Source organism: Mycobacterium sp. (genome assembly GCF_052143115.1).
GTDB lineage: Bacteria > Actinomycetota > Actinomycetes > Mycobacteriales > Mycobacteriaceae > Mycobacterium.
This window is the reverse complement of the sequence record NZ_JBKQTQ010000077.1, coordinates 1-20,592: the sequence shown is the minus strand read 5'-3', so window position 1 is coordinate 20,592 and position 20,592 is coordinate 1. Positions and strand designations below refer to the sequence as shown.

The following is a 20,592-nucleotide window of genomic DNA, read 5'->3' as shown; positions in this document are numbered from 1 at the left end:
CTCTTCTCACGGGTGTGTCTGCGGTGGTCAACAACCAGCTGCTCGTCGTCGGGCCAGATTACGCGTACAAATTCAACACAACTGGTTGGGGATGGGTGCACATCGCGCTGGGAATTCTGTTGATTGTTGTCGCCTTTGGGCTTTTCTGGGGCACAACGTGGGCGCGGGTAATGGGGATTATCATTGCGTGCCTCGGAATCGTAGTCATGTTCCTTTGGCTTCCCTACTACCCGGTGTGGTCTGTTGTGCTGATCGCACTTAACGCCCTCGTCATCTGGGCCATCGCGACATGGGACACAACGCGGTCGCGCCACGAGTAGTGATCATGTGACGGTCACTCCCTGTCAGTGGGCCGTCCTCCCACACGATACGGTCCACGACCCGATTGTTTCGCCAGTCGATGACGCGACAGTATCCTGACCTCGTTCCGCCACCCACAGTTGGCTTCCGTCGGCGGAGAAGAACCTTCGTGCGGGCGCGGTATCGATGACGTGCACGGCATTGGTGGTCACATCAATGACATTGAGGTACTGGCCATCGCAGGAGAACCCGAGACCGTGAACATCGATCTGCCCGTCGTACATCCAGCGCGACGGCCTCGTTCTGCTCCAAGAGATTTCGGACTTCTGGCCGATCCACGAGCGCGACGGGCTCGTCGTTATCGTCAACCTTTGGCTATCTGCTGATTTATACCCGCTCAAAATTCGTCCCGCTGATCGCCGGCGATGTCGGCGACGTCGGCCGCGGTGGCGGCGGCCACCTCGCGGGCCAGTTCGCCGGTCGGCGGCTCGATTACGGTTACCTGATCAACACGACGATCGTCACGATGGCGAAATAGAGGATCACTGCTAGGACCGTTACCCATAAGTGTGGGTCGCGCTTGTGCGTTTCGATATCGCGCGTCAGCGGCGGCAGGACCCGAAGCAGGATGGGAAGCACCGACAGCGCCAGCCCCCCGGCTACCAGCGCGGCGGCGGCGGAACCCCAGCCTTCTCGCATCGCCTCTAGCGAAATGAAAAGCGTCGCCGCGATCACGACCACTAAAACGAGCCGCAGGCGCGGATCGACCTGCGCCCCGTTCTTGGCGTTCGAGGTGTCAAAAAACCGAACCTGAAACAGCAAGGCACCGGCGACGGCGAGCTGAGCCGCGATGATCGACTGGAAATACTGAACTGGCACGGCATTACTCATCGGATTATGATGCCCGAACTTGTTCTGCCACCCGAACATCGTGCGCTATCGACTGCACCACATCGAGCTGACATTGTTGTCGGCCCCCGGGCCCGGATGGTCGCTCTCTGCCGGCCGGGCCGGGCCGATTCCGGTGTGGCGAACGTGGCTGCACGGACTGTCGCTAACGCCAACAACAACGCGGACGGTTGGTACAAAGGTAATTACTAGACGTCTGCCTGTGAGTTCGCCCTGATGCGTTGCCACGGGCCAAACGGGACGCGCAACATGCTGACGTGAAAATGCTCACCGCGGCCGAGCAGAACTGAAGCACGGCCATGGACGCCCTCATCACCGCCACCGCGGCCATCAACGCCTGCTGCCCGTGAGGAGTGTGCCATGAAACTCGCCATCATCACCGCCGCCGCAGTTCTCGCTGTCGCGTTCGCCGCGCCGGTACACGCCGCCCCTGTGTGGCCGTCGTGTGTCACGCCGGAAGGCAACCCGTGCCCGCCGCCCCCACCGGGCTGCGTGCAGGACAACGGGATGCCCTGCTCGGCGGCGCCGCAGGACTTGAACGCGGCCTGCGCGCGCAACCCGGCCATCTGCATGTGGATCACGCGCGGCGGTTTCGGCTTCTGAACGCGCCCGAAACTAGACCCGCGAACTCGGGGAAGCCGGAAGAACCGGCGCCCTCAGCGGCGCCGTCGGAAGAACCAACGCAGGCGTCGGCAGCGAATCGAAAACGCAGGATGAACGAAATCGTTCTGTGGGTGGTCGTTGTATGCGCCGTACTTTTGCTCATCGCGTTCGTGGTAGCCATCCACAACAAGCAGAAGGTCGGCAAGAGCGACAACCCGACCGCGCAGAAAGCCGCGCTGACACTGCTTGAAACGATTCCAGTCAAGGGATGGGCGCCGAAGACTGGCTACTCTCGCGACAGCTTCGGACCACCTTGGACTGACGATGTGGATGTCGAAGGTGGACATAACGGCTGCGACACCCGCGACGACATCCTGCGGCGGGATTTGTCGGACGTCGTCCCCAGGAGCGGCTGCACAGTTCTGTCAGGGGTATTGCATGACCCGTACACCGGAAAAGACATCCCATTTAATCGAGAAGAAGGCACTGACGTCCTGGTGCAGGTCGATCACGTCGTAACGCTGCTGGATGCCTGGGAGACGGGTGCCCAAAACTGGGACCAAGCCAAGCGTGTTCAGTTCGCCAATGACCCCCTAGACCTTCTTGCTGTCAGCGGCAAGGCCAACAGGAAGAAGAAGGCCGGCGATGTGGCGACGTGGTTACCGAGCAATAAAGATTTCGGGTGCGATTACGTCACTCGGGTGGTCAAGGTCAAGGCGAAGTACGGACTGTGGGTGATCCAGGCCGAGCATGATGAGGCATCGCGCATACTGACCAAGTGCTCCTCGCAAGTTCTCCCTTCGTCCGGAGTTCCCACTTCGTCGGGTGTTCTCCCTTCGGCGGGAACGCTTTTCCCTTCGTCGTCGGCGAATAGGAAGTACCCCAACTAATTAGCACAATAACCAGCTTGGCAAAGTGTCGGCGAAGACAACCGCCATGGCAAGAGAAGAAAGCAGACCGGTAAGTTCGCCACCGACTGCAGGGGAAGGGAGCACCACGAAAGATGACTACTAGCAACGTTATTCGCATCGTTCAGGCGACGTTAATCGCCGTCGGGCTAGCGTTCGCCATATCTGTGGTGGTGGCTGGACACTGGTGGTCCGACAAGCCCAAGATCGACCTCGGCGACCTCGGCAAGCATGTCACCAGCGGCTTGCAGAACCAGTTCGACACCTCCGATGGCATGAAGCAGTACGGGCTTCACGTCGCCGACGACATCATGCTCATCAACGTGACCGGCAACGAGTACCGGGGCCTGGTCACAGTCCGTACGAACAAGCTCAATGACGTGCTCGTCGGAATCATCCTCTACTCAGACGGCAACAACATGATCTACCACATCGATCCGGAGTCGACCCCAAAGCTGATCCAAGCCGCCGAAAGGGACGAAGACCGGCAACAGACGTGCTCACACCCCCCATGCTAAGTCGTCGTCTTGCGCGCCCAAGGTCTTGCTTAACGCGGTCGGCGACTGGTACGTGCCACGGGCACGGCGGCGTGGCACAAGTGTTGGCGCCGTAGAGGTTCAAGGGGGATTTAATCGCCCATGTCGTTGGGTCGCGGTCAGGTGTTCGCCGGGTACACCATTGTTCGGCTACTCGGCTCCGGGGGTATGGGCGAGGTCTACGTAGCCGAGCACCCGAGGCTGCCTCGCCACGATGCGTTGAAGGTGTTGCCTGCAGACGTTTCGGCGGACCCCGAATTTCGGAGTCGGTTCAACCGCGAAGCCGACCTGGCCGCCGCGCTCTTCCACCCGCACATCGTCGGAGTGCATGACCGAGGCGACTTCGACGGTCAACTGTGGATCGCGATGGACTACGTCGAGGGCACCGACGCAGGGCAGTTCATGAAAGCCCAGTATCCGGAGGGGATGCCGGAATACCACGTGTCTGCCATCGTTACCGCGGTAGCCGCGGCGCTCGACTACGCAAACCAGCGAGGGCTGCTGCATCGCGACGTCAAGCCGGCCAACATCTTGCTCACCGAGCCAGAAGACGGGGAACGACGGATCATGCTGGCGGACTTCGGGATAGCGCGACAACTGGCCGATATCAGCGGGCTCACTGCGACCAATATGACGGTCGGCACCGTTGCTTACGCCGCGCCTGAACAGCTGATGGGTGCAGACATCGACGGGCGCGCCGACCAATACGCGCTGGCCGCCACCGCGTTTCACCTTCTCACCGGTGCGCCGCCGTATCAGCATTCCAACCCGGTCGCCGTCATCAGCCAACACCTCAATGCAGCATCGCCGAAGCTCAGCAGCCGGCGCCCGGAGTTGGCGCACCTGGATCAGGTGTTGTCAAAGGCATTGGCCAAAGACCCTACCCACCGGTTCGACCGATGCCGCGACTTCGCCACCAAGCTCAGTGAGCGGGCCGCTGTCGATGCGGAAAGTGATCGTGGCACTGAAGCTGGTCCCACGGTCGCCGCGCATGCCGCGGGGTCTAAGGCTCCAACTGCGGTCGGCAGACCACGCGGCAAATCCGCGCAATCAGAAGGACACAGCCCGATACCACAGTCGACGGCCACGAAATCGCCACCGCAGCCTAAGGAAAGCCCACCATCGGGCACCGAGCCGGCACCGACCGCGGCGAAGGAGAAGCGGCACAGGTGGCCCCGGATCCTTGTCGGGTCGGCGGCAGCGCTGGTTGCGTGCGCCGCCATTGCGGCCATCGTCTACGGGGGCCAGTCGCAAAACGACGCAACCACTGCCCGCGCACCCAGCACCCTAGGTCCAGCAGCCCAGTCCAGCACTCAAGATCCAGCCGTTGTGGGTCCGGTACTCGACGGCACTTACCGCGTGGACCTCGACTTTCAACACCAGATGCTCAACGGCTCCCCCAACCCCCAGCCCAACGCCACCGGTTGGTGGGCTTTTCGTTCAACGTGCACACCCACCGGATGCGTTGCCACCGCGACCAAGCTGGATGCCAATCTGAACCAAGCCCCGAACATACCCGGCAGCACAGACGTTTTCCGCTTCCTCGACGGCCACTGGCAAAACGCTCCTACACCTTATCCGGGAGATCTGGCATGTCCCGGAGTCGGAAAAGTCCCGGTAACCATGGTGGGTCATTCGTCATGGGCGCCACAGTCTGACGGCACGTTCCAGGGCGTTCAGACCGCCACCGTCCAAACCGATGTGTGTGGCTCGCAGGGAGAGGCATACCGGGTGCCCTTTGTAGCGACCCGGATCGGCGATGTGCCGTCCGGTGTCACTGTGGCCGATCCGGCGAGTGCGAATGAACCTGCGCCGCCGCCAGCCGCGCCTCCGCCGTCCCCGACGTCGGTGCCAACGTGCAACGACGGCGCCATCAAACCCGATGGAGGCGGAGCCGATGGCTACTATACGTGTGTCGGCGGCCAGTGGGTCCTCACTGTGCCGACGTTCGATCCCGACAGCGCCGACGGCTACGGCCCTAACCAGCCACTACCGCCACTATGCATACGCTTTCCGAGCCAATACAGTTGCCCGACAGGAGGGTAAGCACGGAAAACAGTGGGCGTCGATGACCTTGGCGTTCCTGCCAACCTTGGAACTGACGCCCCACGTCTCAGAACTAATGTTGTGGGTTTCTCGAAAGCCGCAGCGAAAGTATCGGGGTCGCGACGGTGATCGCGGCAGAGGTTTGGTTCACCTCCCCTTAGCTAGTGAGGTCAACCCGCGCGTTGGTCTCTTGGTCGAGGCCGAAGACCTGTACGGAGGCTGACTTTCCTTTCAGGACATGGAATCCCCGGTCGATGAGTCCGGGCGGTCGAGACGCCAAGGCATCGAAGCACTGCTCGGTGAGAAGGATAGCGTCGCCGGTGGTTTTGGTGAGTTGCTCGACGCGGGCTGCCACGTTGACGGTGTCACCGATGAGGGTGAATTCGAGCTTGCCGCCGCCGCCGATGGTTCCGGCGATCACCACACCGGTGTTGATCCCGATGCCGATGCGAAGCTCTCCGCCGAATCGCTCGGCGACACGGCGCTGAATCAACACCGCGGCGCTCACAGCGGCGTCGGCATGCTCCGCGAGGTCGTTCGGGGCGCCGAAGACGGCCAGCGCCCCGTCGCCGAGGAACTTGTTGACGTGCCCTCCGGCGTCGACGACGGCAGGCACGACGATCTCGAACAAGGCGTTGAGTCGGGATACCGTGTCCTCGGCAGTGTTTGCCTCGGCGAACGGGGTGAAGTCGCGGATGTCGACGAACATTACCGTCACCTGCCGGCGTTCACCGGCGAACACATCGTCGCCCTGCTCGAGCAGCCGCGCCGCAAGGGCCGGATCGACGTAGGTGCCGAACGCCCCCTGAAGTCGTTGCCGCTCAGCCAATCCGGCCTGCATACGGTTGAACGACGCTGCGAGCACGCCGAGATCATCGTCTTGAACCACCGGCAGGCGTTGGCTGTAGTCGCCAGCCGCAACACGTTTCGTTCCTTCGGCAAGATCCCCAATCGGTTTCAGGGCCGGCGAGAAGGAGGCGAAGACCGTTATCGGCACACCGAATCCCAGGGTCAACCCGAATCCGATCACCACCCAAAGCGCGGGAATCTGATTCGCCCGGTCGAACACAGCCGTGAGCATCGCGCCCGAGACGGCGAATGCAAACGCGACCCCGAGCATGGACAGGTTCGTCCAGGTGGCGAACGTAGGGCGAGACCGCGGCAGGGAGTCCCCGATTCCCTTGCCACCAGCCAGTGCGACCCTTACCGGCCGCAGCGGGGCCTCCGCCAAGCTGTGCACCCCGATCAGGTGGCAGGCCGGCCCGAAAATGGCGCCCACGATCGCATACTGGCCAAGCCGCGATCCGGTCGCGCCGGCAATGACACCGACAATGACCGCCAACACGCCGGCCACGACTGCGGTGACCCCTAATGCTCGAGCGGTCCCCTTGCGAGACCAGACATACGTGGCCTCCAGAGCGCTCATCCGATCGATCTCCTGGCCCGCAGCCCATCGATCGACAAGCCGCCACGCGCCCAGGCCGGGAAGAACCAGCGCGTACATCAGCACCAGCACCGCGACAACGGTGACACCGGCCGACTCGATGTAGCGACTGGACTTCTCGAAAGCCACGATGATGAACGACAAGACTAGGTAGACCGGGAGCGCTATAGGGAAACCGATCGCGCAGAACACCCACGAGTACCTCGGTCCATGGCGATCCCACGCCCACTGCCAGACACGGTCCATGCCGCGAGACTAAACGGCTAGCGCCCTTTCATCTGCCTTTGAACGCGCGCGCGTCTCTATCAGGTCGCCGACGGCTCGGATCCGCGCCGCAATCTTCGTCCCATCGGCGAATGACGGCGTTGCCGGTAGCAGCTTTCGCGAAGGCGTGGCGCGGACGCCGAACATAGCGGCAACAGTGCCCGCCCTGTGAGCGGCCCGTGCGCTACAAACGACCTGATGCGCTTGGGCGCCAATCTGGCTCGTCGTGAGATCAGCGTCATGTTCGAGGAATTGCACCGCCAGGTACCCGACATTGTCGCGACGGAGGAGCCCGCACGTTGCTGTCGCCGTTCATCCACGGCATCAAGACGCTGCCGATCGCCTGGACACCGCCGACCTGAAATCCGATCTGCGGCATTGGCGGCAGCACCGCCGAACAAGGTCGATGGACCGGACATCGTTGCCATGGTTCGCCACGCGTCGGAGACAACCATTCGATCGAACGGTGCAAAAGTGCCAGATTCGATTGTGAGCAAACAGTGTTCCCGCCGTTTCTTCGCTGTTACGACGAGACGGCTACCGTACGCCAATGAAAAAGCGGCTGGCGGCAACAGCCTATGCTTTCTTGCTCTGCACAAGCACGGTCGTCGAAGTGCCTGCCGCAAAGGCCACAATCCAAATTCCCAAGATCGTTTGCTCGACCGTTAACCCCGACACGACAACCGCGAGTGGCCCACGTATCCAGCACATCACTGTCGACGGAAATCCTGTTTCGGTCCTGCTTCCGCCGCAGTATGGCACCTCGATGCGAAAATATCCCGTGCTCTACCTCCTGTACGGGGCGGAGTCAGACGTGGACTCGTTTCTGACCCGCACCAATCTCATTACGGTGACAAGCGCGTTCCCCGACAACCAACAGTTCATCGTCGTTACGCCGTCCGGCGGTCTGACCGGCTTCTATGTCGACTGGAAAGACGGCAGCCACCACTACGAAACGGAGATCATCAACCGGGTCATCCCAGCGATCGATGCGCAGTTTCGCACACTCGCTGATAAAGGACACCGAGCGGTGGCCGGCGTCTCGATGGGCGGCTTTGGCGCCGCACATTACGGCGTGAAGTATCCGGGCCTGTTCGGTGCCATCGGAACGTTGTCAGGCGGCGATAACAACCAGGCTTCCGATGAGGCTGCCGTTATCATCGGAGCGAGCGTGGAGCAGCGCGAGTGCGCCGACGGCCTAGCAGCTGGCCAGTATGACCCGTTCGGAATGTTCGGCGACCCCGTACTGGATGCCGGTCGATGGCGTGCAGCCAACCCGGTTGCTAATGCATCCCAACTGCGCGGCATGGACATATATCTCACCGCGGGAAACGGCTCCCCCTGTGACGCCGACGACGCCCAAACGCTCGTCACAAACCCTGGCGAGGGCGTTCTCGAATTAGGCGTCGGCCAAACGACCCTCGACCTGCATGTCGCGTTGAGATTCGCTGGTGTACAGCACATCTACGACGCGAAACCGTGTGGCATTCACACGTACAAATACTTCACGCCGGAGGTCACCACCTACGTCAATCGGTTGGCGAGGCTTTTCTCTAGCTGAATACTTGTGCCTGCAGGCGGGCCTCCAGCGGGTCAGAAGGTCTCAAAACCAAAGATCCGGCACCGGCGGCGGGCGCGACCCCGTCTCTTCCGATGACGTAAATCGGCATTCCGTCAATCCTGAGACGCAGAAAACGGTCGGCTCCAATATTGCCGATCTGCCAGAGTTGCGCCTCACCGGGTTGAATGGGGATGACGGGCGCCACGCTGCCATTCACAGTTACCAGCTCCTCGTAGTCGGCGCGGCCGATGGGATGATGCTTGAGGAGAAGGACCCTTTCGGTCAGACCTTTTAAGAAAGGATAGACGCGGTCGCTGCCGTCAACAAGAATTCCTCCGGACATGCCTCCGATTATTTGCTCGTCGACATGTCCATGCATGTGAGGGTGATACCAGAACAGGCCGACGTGACGCTCAGGGATTTTGATTTGATACGTGAACGTGTGGCCGGGAGCAATGTGTAGGAACACATTGTCGCCATTGTTCAACGGGGAAACATCCAGACCATGAAAATGCAGGTTTGTCTCCTCGGGTAGTTGATTATGCAAGGTGACAGTTAAGATGTCGCCAGCGCGCACACGCCATATCGGCGGCATGTATTGTCCCTTGTAAAGCATGCCCTGAAACTGGTGCCGATCAATCGTATAGGTGGCAGGAGCGGCAACAAGATCAACATCAACCTTGCCATCGCGGCTGGCGAGCATCACAGGATTCGCAAACGGGTGACCGGCATCGTGTCTCTGGGTGCACCCGTAAGTGCAGACCAGCACCATGAGGAGGACGGCCACTTTGTGCGCGGCGGCGGAGATTTTAAACGTCTTGACCGTTGTCACGACAGCGCTCCTCGCGGCAGGGCTGTCGGTCTCCGATGCCAGGACACCATCGGGTCGGCACCCCTGGGCACCAATCGTAACCACATGCCAGCCGCGATATGGCGTAAGTCCCGCCTCGTGGTAGCGCGTTGAATGGGTTTGTGCGCAGGTGCGTACGCGGTGTCACTCTTGAGGTCGCAGCGCATGCGCTGCGCGGAGCAGGCAGTGTCGGTCGAGGTTCGTGTTGACGTGGATTCCGCGGTCGTTGTGTATCGGCCTGCGGCGGGGGAGGAGCGTGCTTCGCCCGCTAAGCAGGTCTCGTTGTCGGACTTGTTCCATGCTGCGCCTTGGCGAACCTTCCGGTGGTACTACGGTCAGCGCCATTACTCGGGATTGTTTTGGTCGGCGACGACCGGAAGTTCAGCCGCCCTTGCGTGATTGGTTCCACCGCAACCTTTGGGGACTGTCGCCAAACCAGCGGCGGCAGGCGCAAGGGTGAAGGCCGCCTGATTGCTGTAGCCCAGGAATGTGGCGACCTGTGTCAGCGGAATGGCGGAGGACTGCACGTATTCACTGGCCCACTCGCGCCGCAACTGATCGACGATGTCCTCGAAGACCAGATTTTGTTCGCTTAGCCGTCGCTGAAGGGTTCGTTCATGCAGTCCGAGTTGGCGCGCGATGTCGCGCAGGCTGAAATGTCCGGTGGCCAGATGGCGATCGACGAGCGCTGAGGTTTTAGTGCGGCAGAGCGAGACCGGCGCTGACGAGGATGATCCCGGCCGTCGCGGCGGTGAGCAGGGTGAGTACCACGCCGCGGCGCAGGACGAGCAGTACGACTGTGGCGGCGGCAAGGACGGCGTACTGCCACGGTTGGGTCAGGGCGCGGGCCAGGGTGATCGCCGAGCCGAGGATGGCGCCGATCGCGGCCGGTCCGGCGCCGTCGAGAAACGCGCGGGCGGTGGTGTTGGTGCGCAGCTGGTCGAAGTGGCGGGCGCCGAGCAGCACGAACGTGAAGGAGGGGCTGAAGGCGACGATGGCGGCCAGGACACCGCCGAGGAGCCCGGCGGCGGCGTAGCCGACCACGGCGACGGTCTGTACGACGGGGCCGGGGGTGATTTGGCCCAGGGCGACGGCGTTGAGGAACTGGCTGCCGGTCATCCAGTGGTAATGGTTGACGGCGTCGTTTTGCATCAGCGGGACGATCACGAACCCACCGCCGTATGACAGCGCGCCGACCTTGAAGGCCACCCAGGTCAAGGAGGCGAGCGTGCCGAAGGTGAGTGTGCCGATGGCCAGCACGGGCATCGGCGCGATCGCGGTCGGCCCGGTGGTGTCGCGGCGCAGGCGGCTGGTGATCTCGATGGCGCCGCAGGCCAGCAACACCAGCACCAGCCAGGGCCCGATGGTGGCCGCCGCGAGCAGCCCGCCCGCCACGTAGCCGGCCCATCGCAGTCGGCTCGCGCGCCCGCCGTCGCGGGCACGGTGCCAGCTGGCCGGCAGCAGGCCGGCCGCGGCATGCACGGCGACCGCGGCGACCGCCGATCCGGCGCCGGCGCCTGCGGCCAGGACCGCGCGTGGCGGTGCGCCGGCCAAAAACAGCGCGGCCAGGGCGAGGATGAGGATCAGGCCGGGCACGATGAACGCGGCCCCGCCCAGCAGCGCGCCGCGGCGGCCACGGACCCGCCAGGCGCAGAAGATCGCCAGCTGGGTGGAGGCGGGCCCGGGCAGCAGGTTGCAGGCGACGACGGCGTCTTCGAACTCGACCGGTGTCAACCAGCGCTTGCGCTCGACGCACAGCTCGCGCAGCAGCTTGATGTGGGTGGGCGGCCCGCCGAAGCCGATGCAGCCGATGCGTCCCCATTCCAGCGCGAGCACGGCCAGGTTCGGCCGCCGCGCGACCCGCGCGTACGGATCGGGGTCACTCATCGGACCGCGGCAGAGGTGAGCAGCTCGATCGGATTGCTGGACGGGTGGTCGAACACGATCTGGCGTGTCTGCACACCCGCGAGAGAATACATCAAACCTGTTTGATATGCCTAGGGCCGGGGTCGACGCAGCAGGCATAGGCTGGGTGGGTGAGTCCTGACGTCAAAGGCGCTACGGTAGAACAGAAGAACCCTTCATGAGCCACCACCCGGGCGGGTTTACTCCGCTGATCGCGACACGCGCACCGGCCGCGGTGGTGCTGATCCGCCTGTATGTGGGGCTGGTGTTCGCGTGTGAGGGGGTGTTGAAGTTTCTGCGGCCCGACTCACTGGGCACCGGCCGGTTCGACAAGGCCGGCATCCCTGCGCCCGCGTTCTTCAGCACCCTGGATGGGGTCTTGGAAATCGGCTGCGGAGTGCTCATTTTGATCGGGCTGCTGACCCGGCTGGCCGCCGTGCCGATGATCATCGACATGCTTGGTGCGCTGCTGATCACCAAACTGCCCATCTTTTGGGGTCACGCCCCACTGTTTCGCACAGAACACGGCTGGTGGGACTTCATCCACGAATCCCGTGTCGACCTGGCCCAGCTGTGCGGCAGCCTGTTTCTGCTTCTTGTCGGCGCCGGCGCCTACTCCCTGGACGCTTTCCTCACGCAGAAAGCCGCCCTCGCCGCGGCCGACTCCGGGCCGCCGCGACCCTGACCAGCAAAGCCGAGAAGACGCGATCATCCCATACCGCTCCTCGGCCGTGCCACCGAAAGGTGGACGCCGATGAATCCGGCCAGAAGTGCCAGGCAGATCGTCACCGTTGCCCGCTGGGCGTTACCGACCACCATCAGTGCCGGTCCGCCGGTGGTGTGCACCCGCAGCACCAGATAGTCGATCTCTGCCCGAAAGGTTGCGTTGCCGGTGTTGGACAGGTGTACGGTCGGCAAGGCCGGCACGGGTTAGCCGTCCATTCGTGTCGGCGTGGCTCGGTCCGCGCACCCACTGCCACAGCCCACTCGCCATCGCGTCGTCTCCTCGCTTAACCCCGCGCCGAATCGAAATCCCCACCCTGCTTCTGCTTTTGTTGACTTCAGCCGTCGATATTCCTTGTGGATACTGGCCCCCTCAAAGATGATCTGGAGCCTGGGCGGCGGCTGTTCAGCGGCCGTTTAATGATCTGCGCGGCGCACAACCGATGCGTGCTCGGGTAACGCGGCCGGATCGGCGGTTAGGGCGCGGATCGGTTGCGCAGTGGGCGAGTAGGGGTGGTATCTGGTCGGCGGGGCAGCCCACAACTCTTGTGATCAGGTGGCTGGACGCGTTTCAGTTGATACGCCGAAAGCACAAAACCGATCAAACAGGTTTGATGTATCGTACTGGGGTGGCGACGACCGATCGAGTGCCGGTTCCGCTGCTGATGCGGATGGCATCCCATCCGTTGCGTTGGGCGCTTTTGACCGAGCTGGCCTGCAGTGACCGCCGGGTCCGGGAGCTGGGGGTGGCCGTTGATGCGCCGCAAAATCTGGTCTCCTATCACCTGGGGCTGCTGCGCGCGGCCGGGCTGGTCGCCGCCCGCCGCAGCAGCTTTGACGGTCGCGACAGCTACTACCACCTCGACCTGGTGCAGTGCGCGGCGGCCTTCGGCGACGCCGCGACCGCTCTGCATCCAGCACTGGCACCCACAGCCATGGCCGGGCGCACGCCGGGCAGCTCGGTGTTGTTCTTGTGCACCGGCAATAGCGCGCGCTCGCCGATGGCCGAGGCGCTGCTGCGACACCGCGGCCGCGGCCGCGTCCGTGTCGCAAGCGCGGGTAGCCATCCCAAACCGCGCCTGCACCCCAACGCCGTGCGCGTCATGAGCGAGGACTATGGCATCGACCTCAGCCACCGGCGGCCCAAGCCCCTGACCGCGATCGCGCGACGGCGCTTCGATTACGTGATCACGTTGTGCGACAAAGTGCGCGAGTTCCCGCGCGACGATCACAGCGCTACCGCGATGCACTGGAGCCTGCCCGACCCGTCGGCCGCCGCCGACAGCAACCGGGCCAGCTATCGGCAATTCCGCCGGGTGGCAACCGAACTGAACACCCGCATCGGATTTGTGCTGCCCGTTCTGGCACACCATGCCCATGCTCAGGAGGGATGATCATGGCGATCGCATCGACGCAATCTCGGATTCACCCTCGGCCACCACGCCGCACCCGCTTTCGCCGAGGTTGTGCCGGCCCGCTGCGGCTGCCGCTGTCCGGGCCCACCAACTCAGGGGCACGCCCCATCCCTGACGCGTCCACGCCGGTGCCGGGCGGCTGGAACCGCATCCACCTCATCGTCGACAACATCACCGCCGAGGTGGCGCGGGCCCGTGTGGCGGGCCTGAGTTTCCCCAACAACATCATCAGCGGCCCGGTCGGACAGCAGATTCTATTGCACGACCCCGCAGGTAACCTCATCGAATTGTTCCAACCCGCCAACCGATAAGCCGCAGAGGGGTCCTTGATGCCGTTCGACCGGCGTGAATTCCTCACATGCAGTGGCCTGGCGGTGGTAGCGGCCGCCGCTGGTGTCGGCAGCGCCGCCACGGCCTGTTCTGGGCCCTCGCGGCCCGCGCCGCCGGGCGGCAAACCCGACTACACGGTGCACATCGGCACCGGCACCGTCGAGTTGGCGCCGGATCGGGTGGTCTCGACTACCACCTACAACGGGCAGTTTCCTGGCCCGCTGCTGCGGTTCAAACAGGGTCAAACCACCTGGGTCGATATCTACAACGACACCGACACCCCCGAACAACTGCACTGGCACGGCCAACAGGTGCCAGTCGACGTCGACGGAGCCGCCGAGGAAGGCACCCCCTACATCCCCGCCCACGGCATGCGCCGCATCTCGTTCGTGCCGAGCCCGGCGGGGTTCCGCTTCTATCACACCCACCTGACCCCGCGCGCTGACTTGTCCCGTGGCCAATACAGCGGCCAGGTCGGCCCCGTCTACATCGAACCCAAGCAGAACCCCGGGGCCTACGACCAGGAAATCTTCCTCACGCTAAAGGAATTTGAGCCCAGCTTTAGCCGCGCGGGCGACATGGCCGCCGATTTTTTGGCGGGCGACAAGGACCCCGAACTGAAGAACAACGGCGAGCAGGCGATGGCCGCCTCACTCGCCCGCGGCATGCCACACGGCTACGAGGTGAGCTACGACGCGTTCGCGATCAACGGACACATGCTCGGCCACGGCGAGCCGATCCGCGTGCAGACCGGTCAGCGGGTGCTGCTGCACGTGCTCAACGGCAGCGCCGGTGAGAACCGCAGCCTTGCGTTGCCCGGACACACATTCAGCGTGATCGCGCTCGATGGCAACCCGGTGCCCAACCCTGCGCAGGTGCCGGTGCTGTGGCTGGGGGCCGCCGAACGTATCTCGGCGGTCGTGCAGATGACCAATCCCGGGGTGTGGATCCTGGGTGATCTCTCCGACGACGACCGCCACAACGGCATGGGCATCGTGGTCGAATACGGCGGCCGTGGCGGTGATCCGCAATGGGCGCCGCCGCCGCCGGTCAAATGGGACTACCGCCAATTCGTCACACCTGGTGCCCTCCCGGCAGCACCCGATCACACCATGGAGATGCTGATCGAGAAACGCAACGCCGCCGACAACGGCTTCAACGTATGGACCCTCAACGGCAAACCGTTCGCCATGGACACCAACCAACCCGTATACGACATCCAACAGGGCAAGCGCTACAGGATCCGGTTACGCAACGCCACCGACGACATCCACCCGATCCACCTCCACCGGCACACCTTCGAAATCACCCACGTCGCCGGCACACCCACCGCCGGGCTGCACAAAGACGTCGCGATGCTCGGCGGCTACCAAACCATCGACATCGACTTCGTCGCCGACCAACCCGGCCTGTCGCTGTTTCACTGCCACCAACAACTGCACATGGACTACGGATTTATGGCACTGCTGCGCACCGCCTGACTTCAAGCCCCAACAATGACATCGAAAACGGCGCTGCGGCAGGGCTTGTTGGGTTGCGCTCTGGTCGTTCGTCGTGCTGATCCCCGGACCGCCCATCAGCCCGGGGAGATTCTCGTCGTCGATTATCGGGTTCTTTCACGGCCACCCTGACCACCTTTGGGTACTCGACGTTGTGAACTGTCAGAGACCATGTGGCGGCCGGCTCAGGCTAGAGGGGCGGGTACTCGCATACGCACAGTGTGACGGTCGAAAGGAATGAAATTATGGCGACAGTAACGCGGCGCGCGGCGCTGGGCATGCTCGGCGCGGGCGGCGGCCTTATTGGTCTCGGGTATGGCCTGCGCAACATCGTTGAGGAACCTGGCCAGTCCAAGTTGATAGCGCTGACGTTTGACGACGGACCCAGCCCCTACACCGACCGCCTGCTGGGCATACTGAACCACTACAACGCCAGGGCAACGTTTTTTGAGATCGGCAACAAAGTCGCGGTGAACCCCGCCGGCGCCAAGCGCATCGTCGATGCGGGCATGGAGGTGGGCAACCACACCTGGGAACACCCCAACATGACGGGCACTGTCACGTTGGTGAGTGTGGGCGACCTGGGAGGATTCGTGGGGTGACCACCGCAACGCCGTCGTACAAGGCTCCCAGGCGGGACTGATCCACACGAAAGGCCAGCTGAGACAGGGGTGGGCGAACTCCAGGGGATACAAGTGCCGCGTCCGCTCGATCGTTCGAGGCAAAGTACATCGTGGTGAACATGGAACATCCACGTTGTAAGCGTCGATGGGTCCGAACCAGAACCACGGAATCTAGTACGACAGCACCACTAATTTGCCCTCACTTTGCCGTCAACCCCCGCGGATCAGGGCGAACAACGGCGCACTGTCACGAATGCGTATTCGCAGGTGGCGGGCATGCACGAATAAGTGCGAACCCAGCCGAACTGGGCTTCAATCGCCTTGTAGGACGTAGGTGCGCATCGTAAGGCGGGGTCCGCGTGCCCAAGCCACTGCGAAATCACCATGATCGGCACACCTTGCATATGCATCAACGTCCCGCAGGTGTGCCGAGCGTCATGCAACCGGATCGCTGAAACCTTCGCTTCGAAAGTTACGACTGCTCGTTTCTACGAATTCTGCGGACCGCATGCGGCTGGATTTTTGGAGTCATACCCTTGAAGTGTTCCTCGATGAGGACAAATCCTGTCTATCGACAGAGGAGGACCCAATGACGGGTTCCGATCAAACTCGCACTACGACCGGGTGGCGAACAGCCTCCAAATTTTATCGACGAGCTCCGGGGCTTGGCTGGTTGTTGGCGTTGCTGCTGGTTCCCCTGCTGTTGGGAACGATCGGTTACGCCAACGTCGACAAATCGAAGAGGGAAACCAACCCGCCGAGTGTGAACGCTTCGCCGACGCTGAGTGTGCCGTCCGTGACCACCCCGAACGCCACCGTTCCGGGGGTATCCTTTGCGCCGCTGTCGATTACCCGCAACGGCAACGACATCACCCTCAGCGGCGATCTCCCCGACGGGGCCGCCAAGGCGTCATTGCTCGACGGAGTAAAGGGGGCGTTGGGGCCAGGCGTCAACTTGGTCGACCACCTCAACATCAAGCCTGGCGTTAACACCCCGGACTTCTCCGGACTGGGCTCGGTGCTCAAGGCGGCCGCGCCGATCCCCGATTTCAATTTCAAGCTGAACGGAGACACTATCACCCTGACCGGCACCGCGGTATCCGACGACGAACGGGCCGCGGTCGAGGCGGCGGCCAAGGCCGCGTGGCCAAACATGACGATCTCCAACCAGATTCAGGTCAACCCAGCACCCGCACCCGTTCCCGGCGCTGGTTGCGCCAATCTCCAGGCCGACGTCACCGGCCTGCTGACGAGGCCGATAAACTACGACACCAATGTGTTCACGCTGGCGGCGCCTGAGCAGCAAATGTTGTCTCGGGTCGCCGACAGGCTGAAGTCCTGCCCGACCTCGAACGTGACGGTCACCGGTTACACCGACAATGTCGGCAATGACGCCATCAACATTCCGCTGAGCGCCAACCGGGCCAAGACCGTTGCCGATTACCTGGTGTCGCAGGGCGTGGCCAGTGAACACATCACCTCGAAGGGCCTCGCGTCGGCCGATCCGATCGCCAGCAACGACACACCGGACGGGCGAGCTGCGAATCGCCGCGTCGTAATCACAGTCAGCTAAGGAGAATTCGACATGGATTTCGTTATCCAATGGTTATGGTGTCTGCTCGCCTTCGTGGTGGGCTCGGTGGTCGCGTGGCTGATCACGGTTGTCTCGATCAGACGCACGAGTAAGGAAGAAGCCCTCGCGGATCTCCCGGGGTCGCGGGAGATAGGAGCGCGGTGATGCGTGACGTGAATTGGTGGCTGATGGCGTTGAGCTTTGTGCTTGGGCTGTTGCTGACGTTTGCCTTCACGATTCGACGGGTCAAGCGTGAGGTGCCGGAGACCGCGGCGTTCGCCGGTCGGGGGCCAGGTCTGCGCGCCGAAGGTGCGGCAGCCGCGGGCGCTGCGGCCGCGGGTGGAGCGGCAGGGGCGAAGTTCGCCGGCCGGGAACGCGGTCCAACCTCGGCGACCGAGTTCGCCGAGGTTGGTGAATCCGGTCCCTACGGCGTGGGTTCGGCGAGGGCCGCCGCTGGTGGTAGTGGGCCGTCGGGGTGGACGGTGAAGGGTAACGAGGATTCGATGCTCTACCACACCCCGGAAAGTCCGTCGTATGCGCAGACCATTGCTGAGGTCTGGTTCATTGATGAGGAATCGGCTGAGCGGGCCGGGTTTTCGCACTGGCGCAAGGGCCGATCGCCGCGTGGTCGAGCGACCGAGTTCGCCGAGGTTGGTGAATCCGGGCCCTACGGCGTGGGTTCGGCGAGGGCCGCCGCTGATGGTAGTGGGCCGTCGGGGTGGACGGTGAAGGGTAACGAGGATTCGATGCTCTACCACACCCCGGAAAGTCCGTCGTATGCGCAGACCATTGCTGAGGTCTGGTTCATTGATGAGGAATCGGCTGAACGGGGCGGATTTACGCACTGGCACGAGCGCGGCAGAAAGAGGTAGCGTTACCCCGGGTGCGTTGCTCGTCGGTCATGATGCGCCCCTTATCAAATCGGGATGGCTGCTAGGGGCGGGCCATCTCCTCCAGGCGGGCGATTCGCTCGGTCATCGGCGGGTGCGTCGAGAACAACTTCCCCATCATATCGCCCGCCCGGAAAGGGTTGGCGATCATCAGATGTGACTGACTGGCCAGCTGCGGCACCGGCGGCAGCGGAGCCGCCTCGACACCACCGGCGATCTTGCGCAGGGCCGACGCCAACGCCAGCGGGTCGCCGCACAGCTCAGCTCCGGACTCGTCAGCCTGGTATTCCCGCGACCGCGATACCGCAAGCCGCACCACCGTCGCCGCGATCGGACCGAGCAGCGAGACCAGCAGCAGCGCAAGCGGATTGGCACGACCCCCACCACCGCTACCGCCGACTCGACCCGCCAGGAAAGCCATGTTCGCCATGCCGGAGATCACCGCTGCCATCGCTCCGGCAACGCAGGAAATCAGGATGTCGCGGTTGTAGACGTGCGAAAGCTCATGGCCCAGCACCGCGCGCAACTCACGCTCGTCGAGGATCTGCAGGATTCCGGCGGTGCAGCACACCGCGGCGTGCCGGGGACTGCGTCCAGTGGCAAAAGCGTTCGGGGATGCGGTTTCGCTGACGTAGAGCCGCGGCATTGGCTGATGCGCCGTGGTCGCCAGCTCGCGCACGATGCGATACATCGTGGGCTGCTGCGATTCGCTGACCGGCTGCGCGTGCATGGCCCGCAGCGCCAGGGTGTCGCTCTTGAAATAGGTCCAGACGTTCATGCCGACCGCGAGCACGATCGACAGCACCAAGATCGACCTATTGTGGAACAGCGACCCGATGAACACGATCAGCGCCGACATAAATCCGAGCAGCAACACGGTCTTGAGGCCGTTGGCGTAACGGTGCGACTTCATCGACGTTTCTCCTACCTCATCCGTCCAATTAAACGCCCGAGGCGGACCCGCCGGCCGCGCTTTTACGGAACCAGCCCTGGCAGTGAACGGACAGTCCACGAACGAGGCCCGGGTCTGCCGGCTGGCGCGGAGGGTCCGTATGCCCAGTTCGGGTGACCCCGACTCTGCTCCAACACCAAGACCAGCACCACGGCGGCCAACGGCTCCGCCTACCCACCACCGCACGGCTCTTGGCCGCTCTCGATCCCTGGTGCGGCAAACGCCCCACGCGCCGGCAAAAGCAACCGTCGGGTGGGATGAGTCGATGGCGAGATCCTGCGCAATCCTTGGAATCAGCCATGGCCTGCGCGGTCTGCCGGGTCAAGGCAGGACATCCCCCTCTCCGACGCCTAAGATCCCCATATGAGAAGGGCTTTCGTCGTTACGTTCGCGGTCGGGTTGGTCGTCGCATTGTTCGGTTTGATCTGGGCGCTGCAGGGATTCGGAGTGCTTGGTGGTAGCCCGATGAGCAACACCACGACCTGGTCCATCATTGGTCCGATCACGGTGCTGATCGGCATCGTGATTGCGGTATTCAGTTGGCGGAAACTCTCGTCGAAATAGTGCTTCATGTCTCCGCCACGGTGAAGTCCACCGTGTGCCAGCCGGTGGCGCCGTCGGGGACGGTACCTACCTGATCTCCAGTTTGGGCAGCTCCGGTGTTGTCGGTGGCGCGCACGGTGATGGTGTGTTTCCCAGGGCTTTTCGCCTGCCAGGGGAAGCTCCACAACCGCCACGTCTCGTTGGAATAGCTCGCGCCCAGTTCAGCGGGCTGCCACGCGCCATCGTCGATGCGGACCTCCACGAGCCGCACGCCACGATTCTGTGCCCACGCGACACCGCCAAACACCACGGGCCCCATCGGGACCTTCTGACCACCTTTCGGCACGTCGATGCGCGACTCGGTCTTGATGGGTGCACGCGGTGTTTGGCGGTGTCGCGTGGGCACAGAATCGTGGCGTGCGGCTCGTGGAGGTCCGCATCGACGATGGCGTGTGGCAGCCCGCTGAACTGGGCGCGAGCTATTCCAACGAGACGTGGCGGTTGTGGAGCTTGCCCTGGCAGGCGAAAAGCCCTGGGAAACACACGATTACCGTGCGCGCCACCGACAACACCGGGGCTACCCAAACCGCAGATCACGTTGGTACCGTCCCCGACGGCGCCACCGGCTGGCACACGGTGGACTTCACCGTGGCGCAGACATGAAGCACTATTTCGACGAGAGTTTCCACCAGCTGAATACCGCAATCACGATGCCGAT

At 63.2% G+C, this 20,592-nt stretch carries 20 protein-coding genes and 5 pseudogenes; 17 read left to right on the top strand and 8 right to left on the bottom strand.

Annotated features, from left to right (window positions below):
• The coding region (locus ACLQI9_RS09130; RefSeq protein ID WP_442391529.1) for a DUF7144 family membrane protein at positions 1 to 320 on the top strand (320 nt) is incomplete at its 5' end.
• 478 nt (positions 321 to 798) lie between these two features.
• Here the strand turns inward: ACLQI9_RS09130 and ACLQI9_RS09125 are convergent.
• Entirely contained in the window at positions 799 to 1,191 is a 393-nt protein-coding gene (locus ACLQI9_RS09125; RefSeq protein WP_442391527.1) for a hypothetical protein, read from the bottom strand.
• 378 nt (positions 1,192 to 1,569) lie between these two features.
• Here ACLQI9_RS09125 and ACLQI9_RS09120 point away from each other — a divergent pair, with 378 nt between their 5' ends.
• The 4 genes from ACLQI9_RS09120 to ACLQI9_RS09105 all read left to right on the top strand — a co-directional run bounded on the left by ACLQI9_RS09120 (position 1,570) and on the right by ACLQI9_RS09105 (position 5,302).
• The gene (locus ACLQI9_RS09120) at positions 1,570 to 1,812 is read left to right on the top strand and encodes a hypothetical protein (RefSeq protein WP_442391525.1); all 243 of its coding nucleotides are present in this window, start codon (positions 1,570 to 1,572) and stop codon (positions 1,810 to 1,812) included.
• A gap of 110 nt (positions 1,813 to 1,922) precedes the next feature.
• Positions 1,923 to 2,702 carry an HNH endonuclease family protein gene (locus tag ACLQI9_RS09115; protein ID WP_442391523.1) on the top strand — a complete coding sequence of 260 codons (780 nt, stop codon included), beginning with the start codon at positions 1,923 to 1,925 and terminating at the stop codon, positions 2,700 to 2,702.
• Positions 2,703 to 2,815: 113 nt separating this feature from the next.
• Positions 2,816 to 3,238, top strand: a complete 423-nt coding sequence (locus ACLQI9_RS09110) for a hypothetical protein (protein ID WP_442383052.1) — start codon at positions 2,816 to 2,818, stop codon at positions 3,236 to 3,238.
• Positions 3,239 to 3,358: 120 nt separating this feature from the next.
• Entirely contained in the window at positions 3,359 to 5,302 is a 1,944-nt protein-coding gene (locus tag ACLQI9_RS09105; protein ID WP_442383050.1) for a protein kinase domain-containing protein, read from the top strand.
• 157 nt (positions 5,303 to 5,459) lie between these two features.
• Here ACLQI9_RS09105 and ACLQI9_RS09100 read toward each other — a convergent pair whose 3' ends face one another.
• Positions 5,460 to 6,992: an adenylate/guanylate cyclase domain-containing protein gene (locus ACLQI9_RS09100; RefSeq protein WP_442391521.1), complete on the bottom strand. Its 1,533-nt coding sequence runs from the start codon at positions 6,990 to 6,992 to the stop codon at positions 5,460 to 5,462.
• A 222-nt stretch (positions 6,993 to 7,214) separates the two neighbouring features.
• Here ACLQI9_RS09100 and ACLQI9_RS09095 point away from each other — a divergent pair.
• Positions 7,215 to 7,372: pseudogene (locus tag ACLQI9_RS09095) on the top strand (cytochrome P450); the annotation flags it as partial.
• Between the two features lie 188 nt (positions 7,373 to 7,560).
• Positions 7,561 to 8,571, top strand: coding sequence for an alpha/beta hydrolase (locus tag ACLQI9_RS09090; protein ID WP_442383046.1), 1,011 nt, complete (start codon positions 7,561 to 7,563; stop codon positions 8,569 to 8,571).
• Here ACLQI9_RS09090 and ACLQI9_RS09085 read toward each other — a convergent pair.
• Positions 8,564 to 9,403 (bottom strand): multicopper oxidase family protein, encoded by an 840-nt coding sequence (locus ACLQI9_RS09085; RefSeq protein WP_442383044.1) that lies wholly within the window; start codon positions 9,401 to 9,403, stop codon positions 8,564 to 8,566. The two genes, ACLQI9_RS09090 and ACLQI9_RS09085, sit on opposite strands and share 8 nt — an antisense overlap.
• A gap of 714 nt (positions 9,404 to 10,117) precedes the next feature.
• Complete coding sequence (gene chrA / locus ACLQI9_RS09080) at positions 10,118 to 11,308, bottom strand: chromate efflux transporter (RefSeq protein WP_442383042.1); 1,191 nt, start codon at positions 11,306 to 11,308, stop codon at positions 10,118 to 10,120.
• A gap of 196 nt (positions 11,309 to 11,504) precedes the next feature.
• Here chrA and ACLQI9_RS09075 point away from each other — a divergent pair, with 196 nt between their 5' ends.
• Positions 11,505 to 12,011, top strand: a complete 507-nt coding sequence (locus ACLQI9_RS09075) for a DoxX family protein (RefSeq protein ID WP_442383040.1) — start codon at positions 11,505 to 11,507, stop codon at positions 12,009 to 12,011.
• A 23-nt stretch (positions 12,012 to 12,034) separates the two neighbouring features.
• Here ACLQI9_RS09075 and ACLQI9_RS09070 read toward each other — a convergent pair whose 3' ends face one another.
• Positions 12,035 to 12,253, bottom strand: coding sequence for a hypothetical protein (locus ACLQI9_RS09070; protein WP_442383037.1), 219 nt, complete (start codon positions 12,251 to 12,253; stop codon positions 12,035 to 12,037).
• Positions 12,254 to 12,678: 425 nt separating this feature from the next.
• On the opposite strand from ACLQI9_RS09070, the gene ACLQI9_RS09065 reads away from it, so the two are divergent.
• The 4 genes and pseudogenes from ACLQI9_RS09065 to ACLQI9_RS09050 all read left to right on the top strand — a co-directional run.
• Complete coding sequence (locus ACLQI9_RS09065; RefSeq protein WP_442383036.1) at positions 12,679 to 13,443, top strand: arsenate reductase/protein-tyrosine-phosphatase family protein; 765 nt, start codon at positions 12,679 to 12,681, stop codon at positions 13,441 to 13,443.
• A gap of 2 nt (positions 13,444 to 13,445) precedes the next feature.
• Complete coding sequence (locus ACLQI9_RS09060; RefSeq protein WP_442383034.1) at positions 13,446 to 13,775, top strand: VOC family protein; 330 nt, start codon at positions 13,446 to 13,448, stop codon at positions 13,773 to 13,775.
• Positions 13,776 to 13,793: 18 nt separating this feature from the next.
• Complete coding sequence (locus ACLQI9_RS09055) at positions 13,794 to 15,275, top strand: multicopper oxidase family protein (protein ID WP_442383032.1); 1,482 nt, start codon at positions 13,794 to 13,796, stop codon at positions 15,273 to 15,275.
• Between the two features lie 371 nt (positions 15,276 to 15,646).
• Positions 15,647 to 15,844: pseudogene (locus ACLQI9_RS09050) on the top strand (polysaccharide deacetylase family protein); the annotation flags it as partial.
• Positions 15,845 to 16,228: 384 nt separating this feature from the next.
• Here ACLQI9_RS09050 and ACLQI9_RS09045 read toward each other — a convergent pair.
• A pseudogene (locus ACLQI9_RS09045) lies at positions 16,229 to 16,380 on the bottom strand (tyrosine-type recombinase/integrase); the annotation flags it as partial.
• 125 nt (positions 16,381 to 16,505) lie between these two features.
• On the opposite strand from ACLQI9_RS09045, the gene arfA reads away from it, so the two are divergent.
• From arfA to arfC, 3 genes are read left to right on the top strand one after another with little or no spacing between them, the layout of a single operon-like run.
• Positions 16,506 to 17,489 carry a channel-forming protein ArfA/OmpATb gene (gene arfA / locus ACLQI9_RS09040; RefSeq protein ID WP_442383030.1) on the top strand — a complete coding sequence of 328 codons (984 nt, stop codon included), beginning with the start codon at positions 16,506 to 16,508 and terminating at the stop codon, positions 17,487 to 17,489.
• 12 nt (positions 17,490 to 17,501) lie between these two features.
• Positions 17,502 to 17,654, top strand: coding sequence for a channel accessory protein ArfB (arfB, locus tag ACLQI9_RS09035; protein WP_442383028.1), 153 nt, complete (start codon positions 17,502 to 17,504; stop codon positions 17,652 to 17,654).
• A complete protein-coding gene (gene arfC, locus ACLQI9_RS09030; RefSeq protein ID WP_442391518.1) occupies positions 17,654 to 18,361 on the top strand; it encodes a channel accessory protein ArfC, sunset domain variant in 708 nt (235 codons plus the stop codon). The genes arfB and arfC overlap by 1 nt, the downstream gene beginning before the upstream one ends.
• A 61-nt stretch (positions 18,362 to 18,422) precedes the next feature.
• On the opposite strand, the gene htpX is transcribed toward arfC, so the two are convergent.
• The gene (gene htpX, locus ACLQI9_RS09025; protein ID WP_442384818.1) at positions 18,423 to 19,292 is read right to left on the bottom strand and encodes a zinc metalloprotease HtpX; all 870 of its coding nucleotides are present in this window, start codon (positions 19,290 to 19,292) and stop codon (positions 18,423 to 18,425) included.
• 402 nt (positions 19,293 to 19,694) lie between these two features.
• Between htpX and ACLQI9_RS09020 the strand changes: the two genes are divergently transcribed.
• Positions 19,695 to 19,895 carry a hypothetical protein gene (locus tag ACLQI9_RS09020; protein ID WP_442384820.1) on the top strand — a complete coding sequence of 67 codons (201 nt, stop codon included), beginning with the start codon at positions 19,695 to 19,697 and terminating at the stop codon, positions 19,893 to 19,895.
• 4 nt (positions 19,896 to 19,899) lie between these two features.
• Here ACLQI9_RS09020 and ACLQI9_RS09015 read toward each other — a convergent pair.
• Positions 19,900 to 20,256 (bottom strand): annotated as a pseudogene (locus tag ACLQI9_RS09015) (molybdopterin-dependent oxidoreductase); the annotation flags it as partial.
• Here ACLQI9_RS09015 and ACLQI9_RS09010 point away from each other — a divergent pair.
• A pseudogene (locus ACLQI9_RS09010) lies at positions 20,256 to 20,537 on the top strand (molybdopterin-dependent oxidoreductase); the annotation flags it as partial. The pseudogenes ACLQI9_RS09015 and ACLQI9_RS09010 sit on opposite strands and share 1 nt — an antisense overlap.
• Between the last annotated feature and the right edge of the window lie 55 nt (positions 20,538 to 20,592).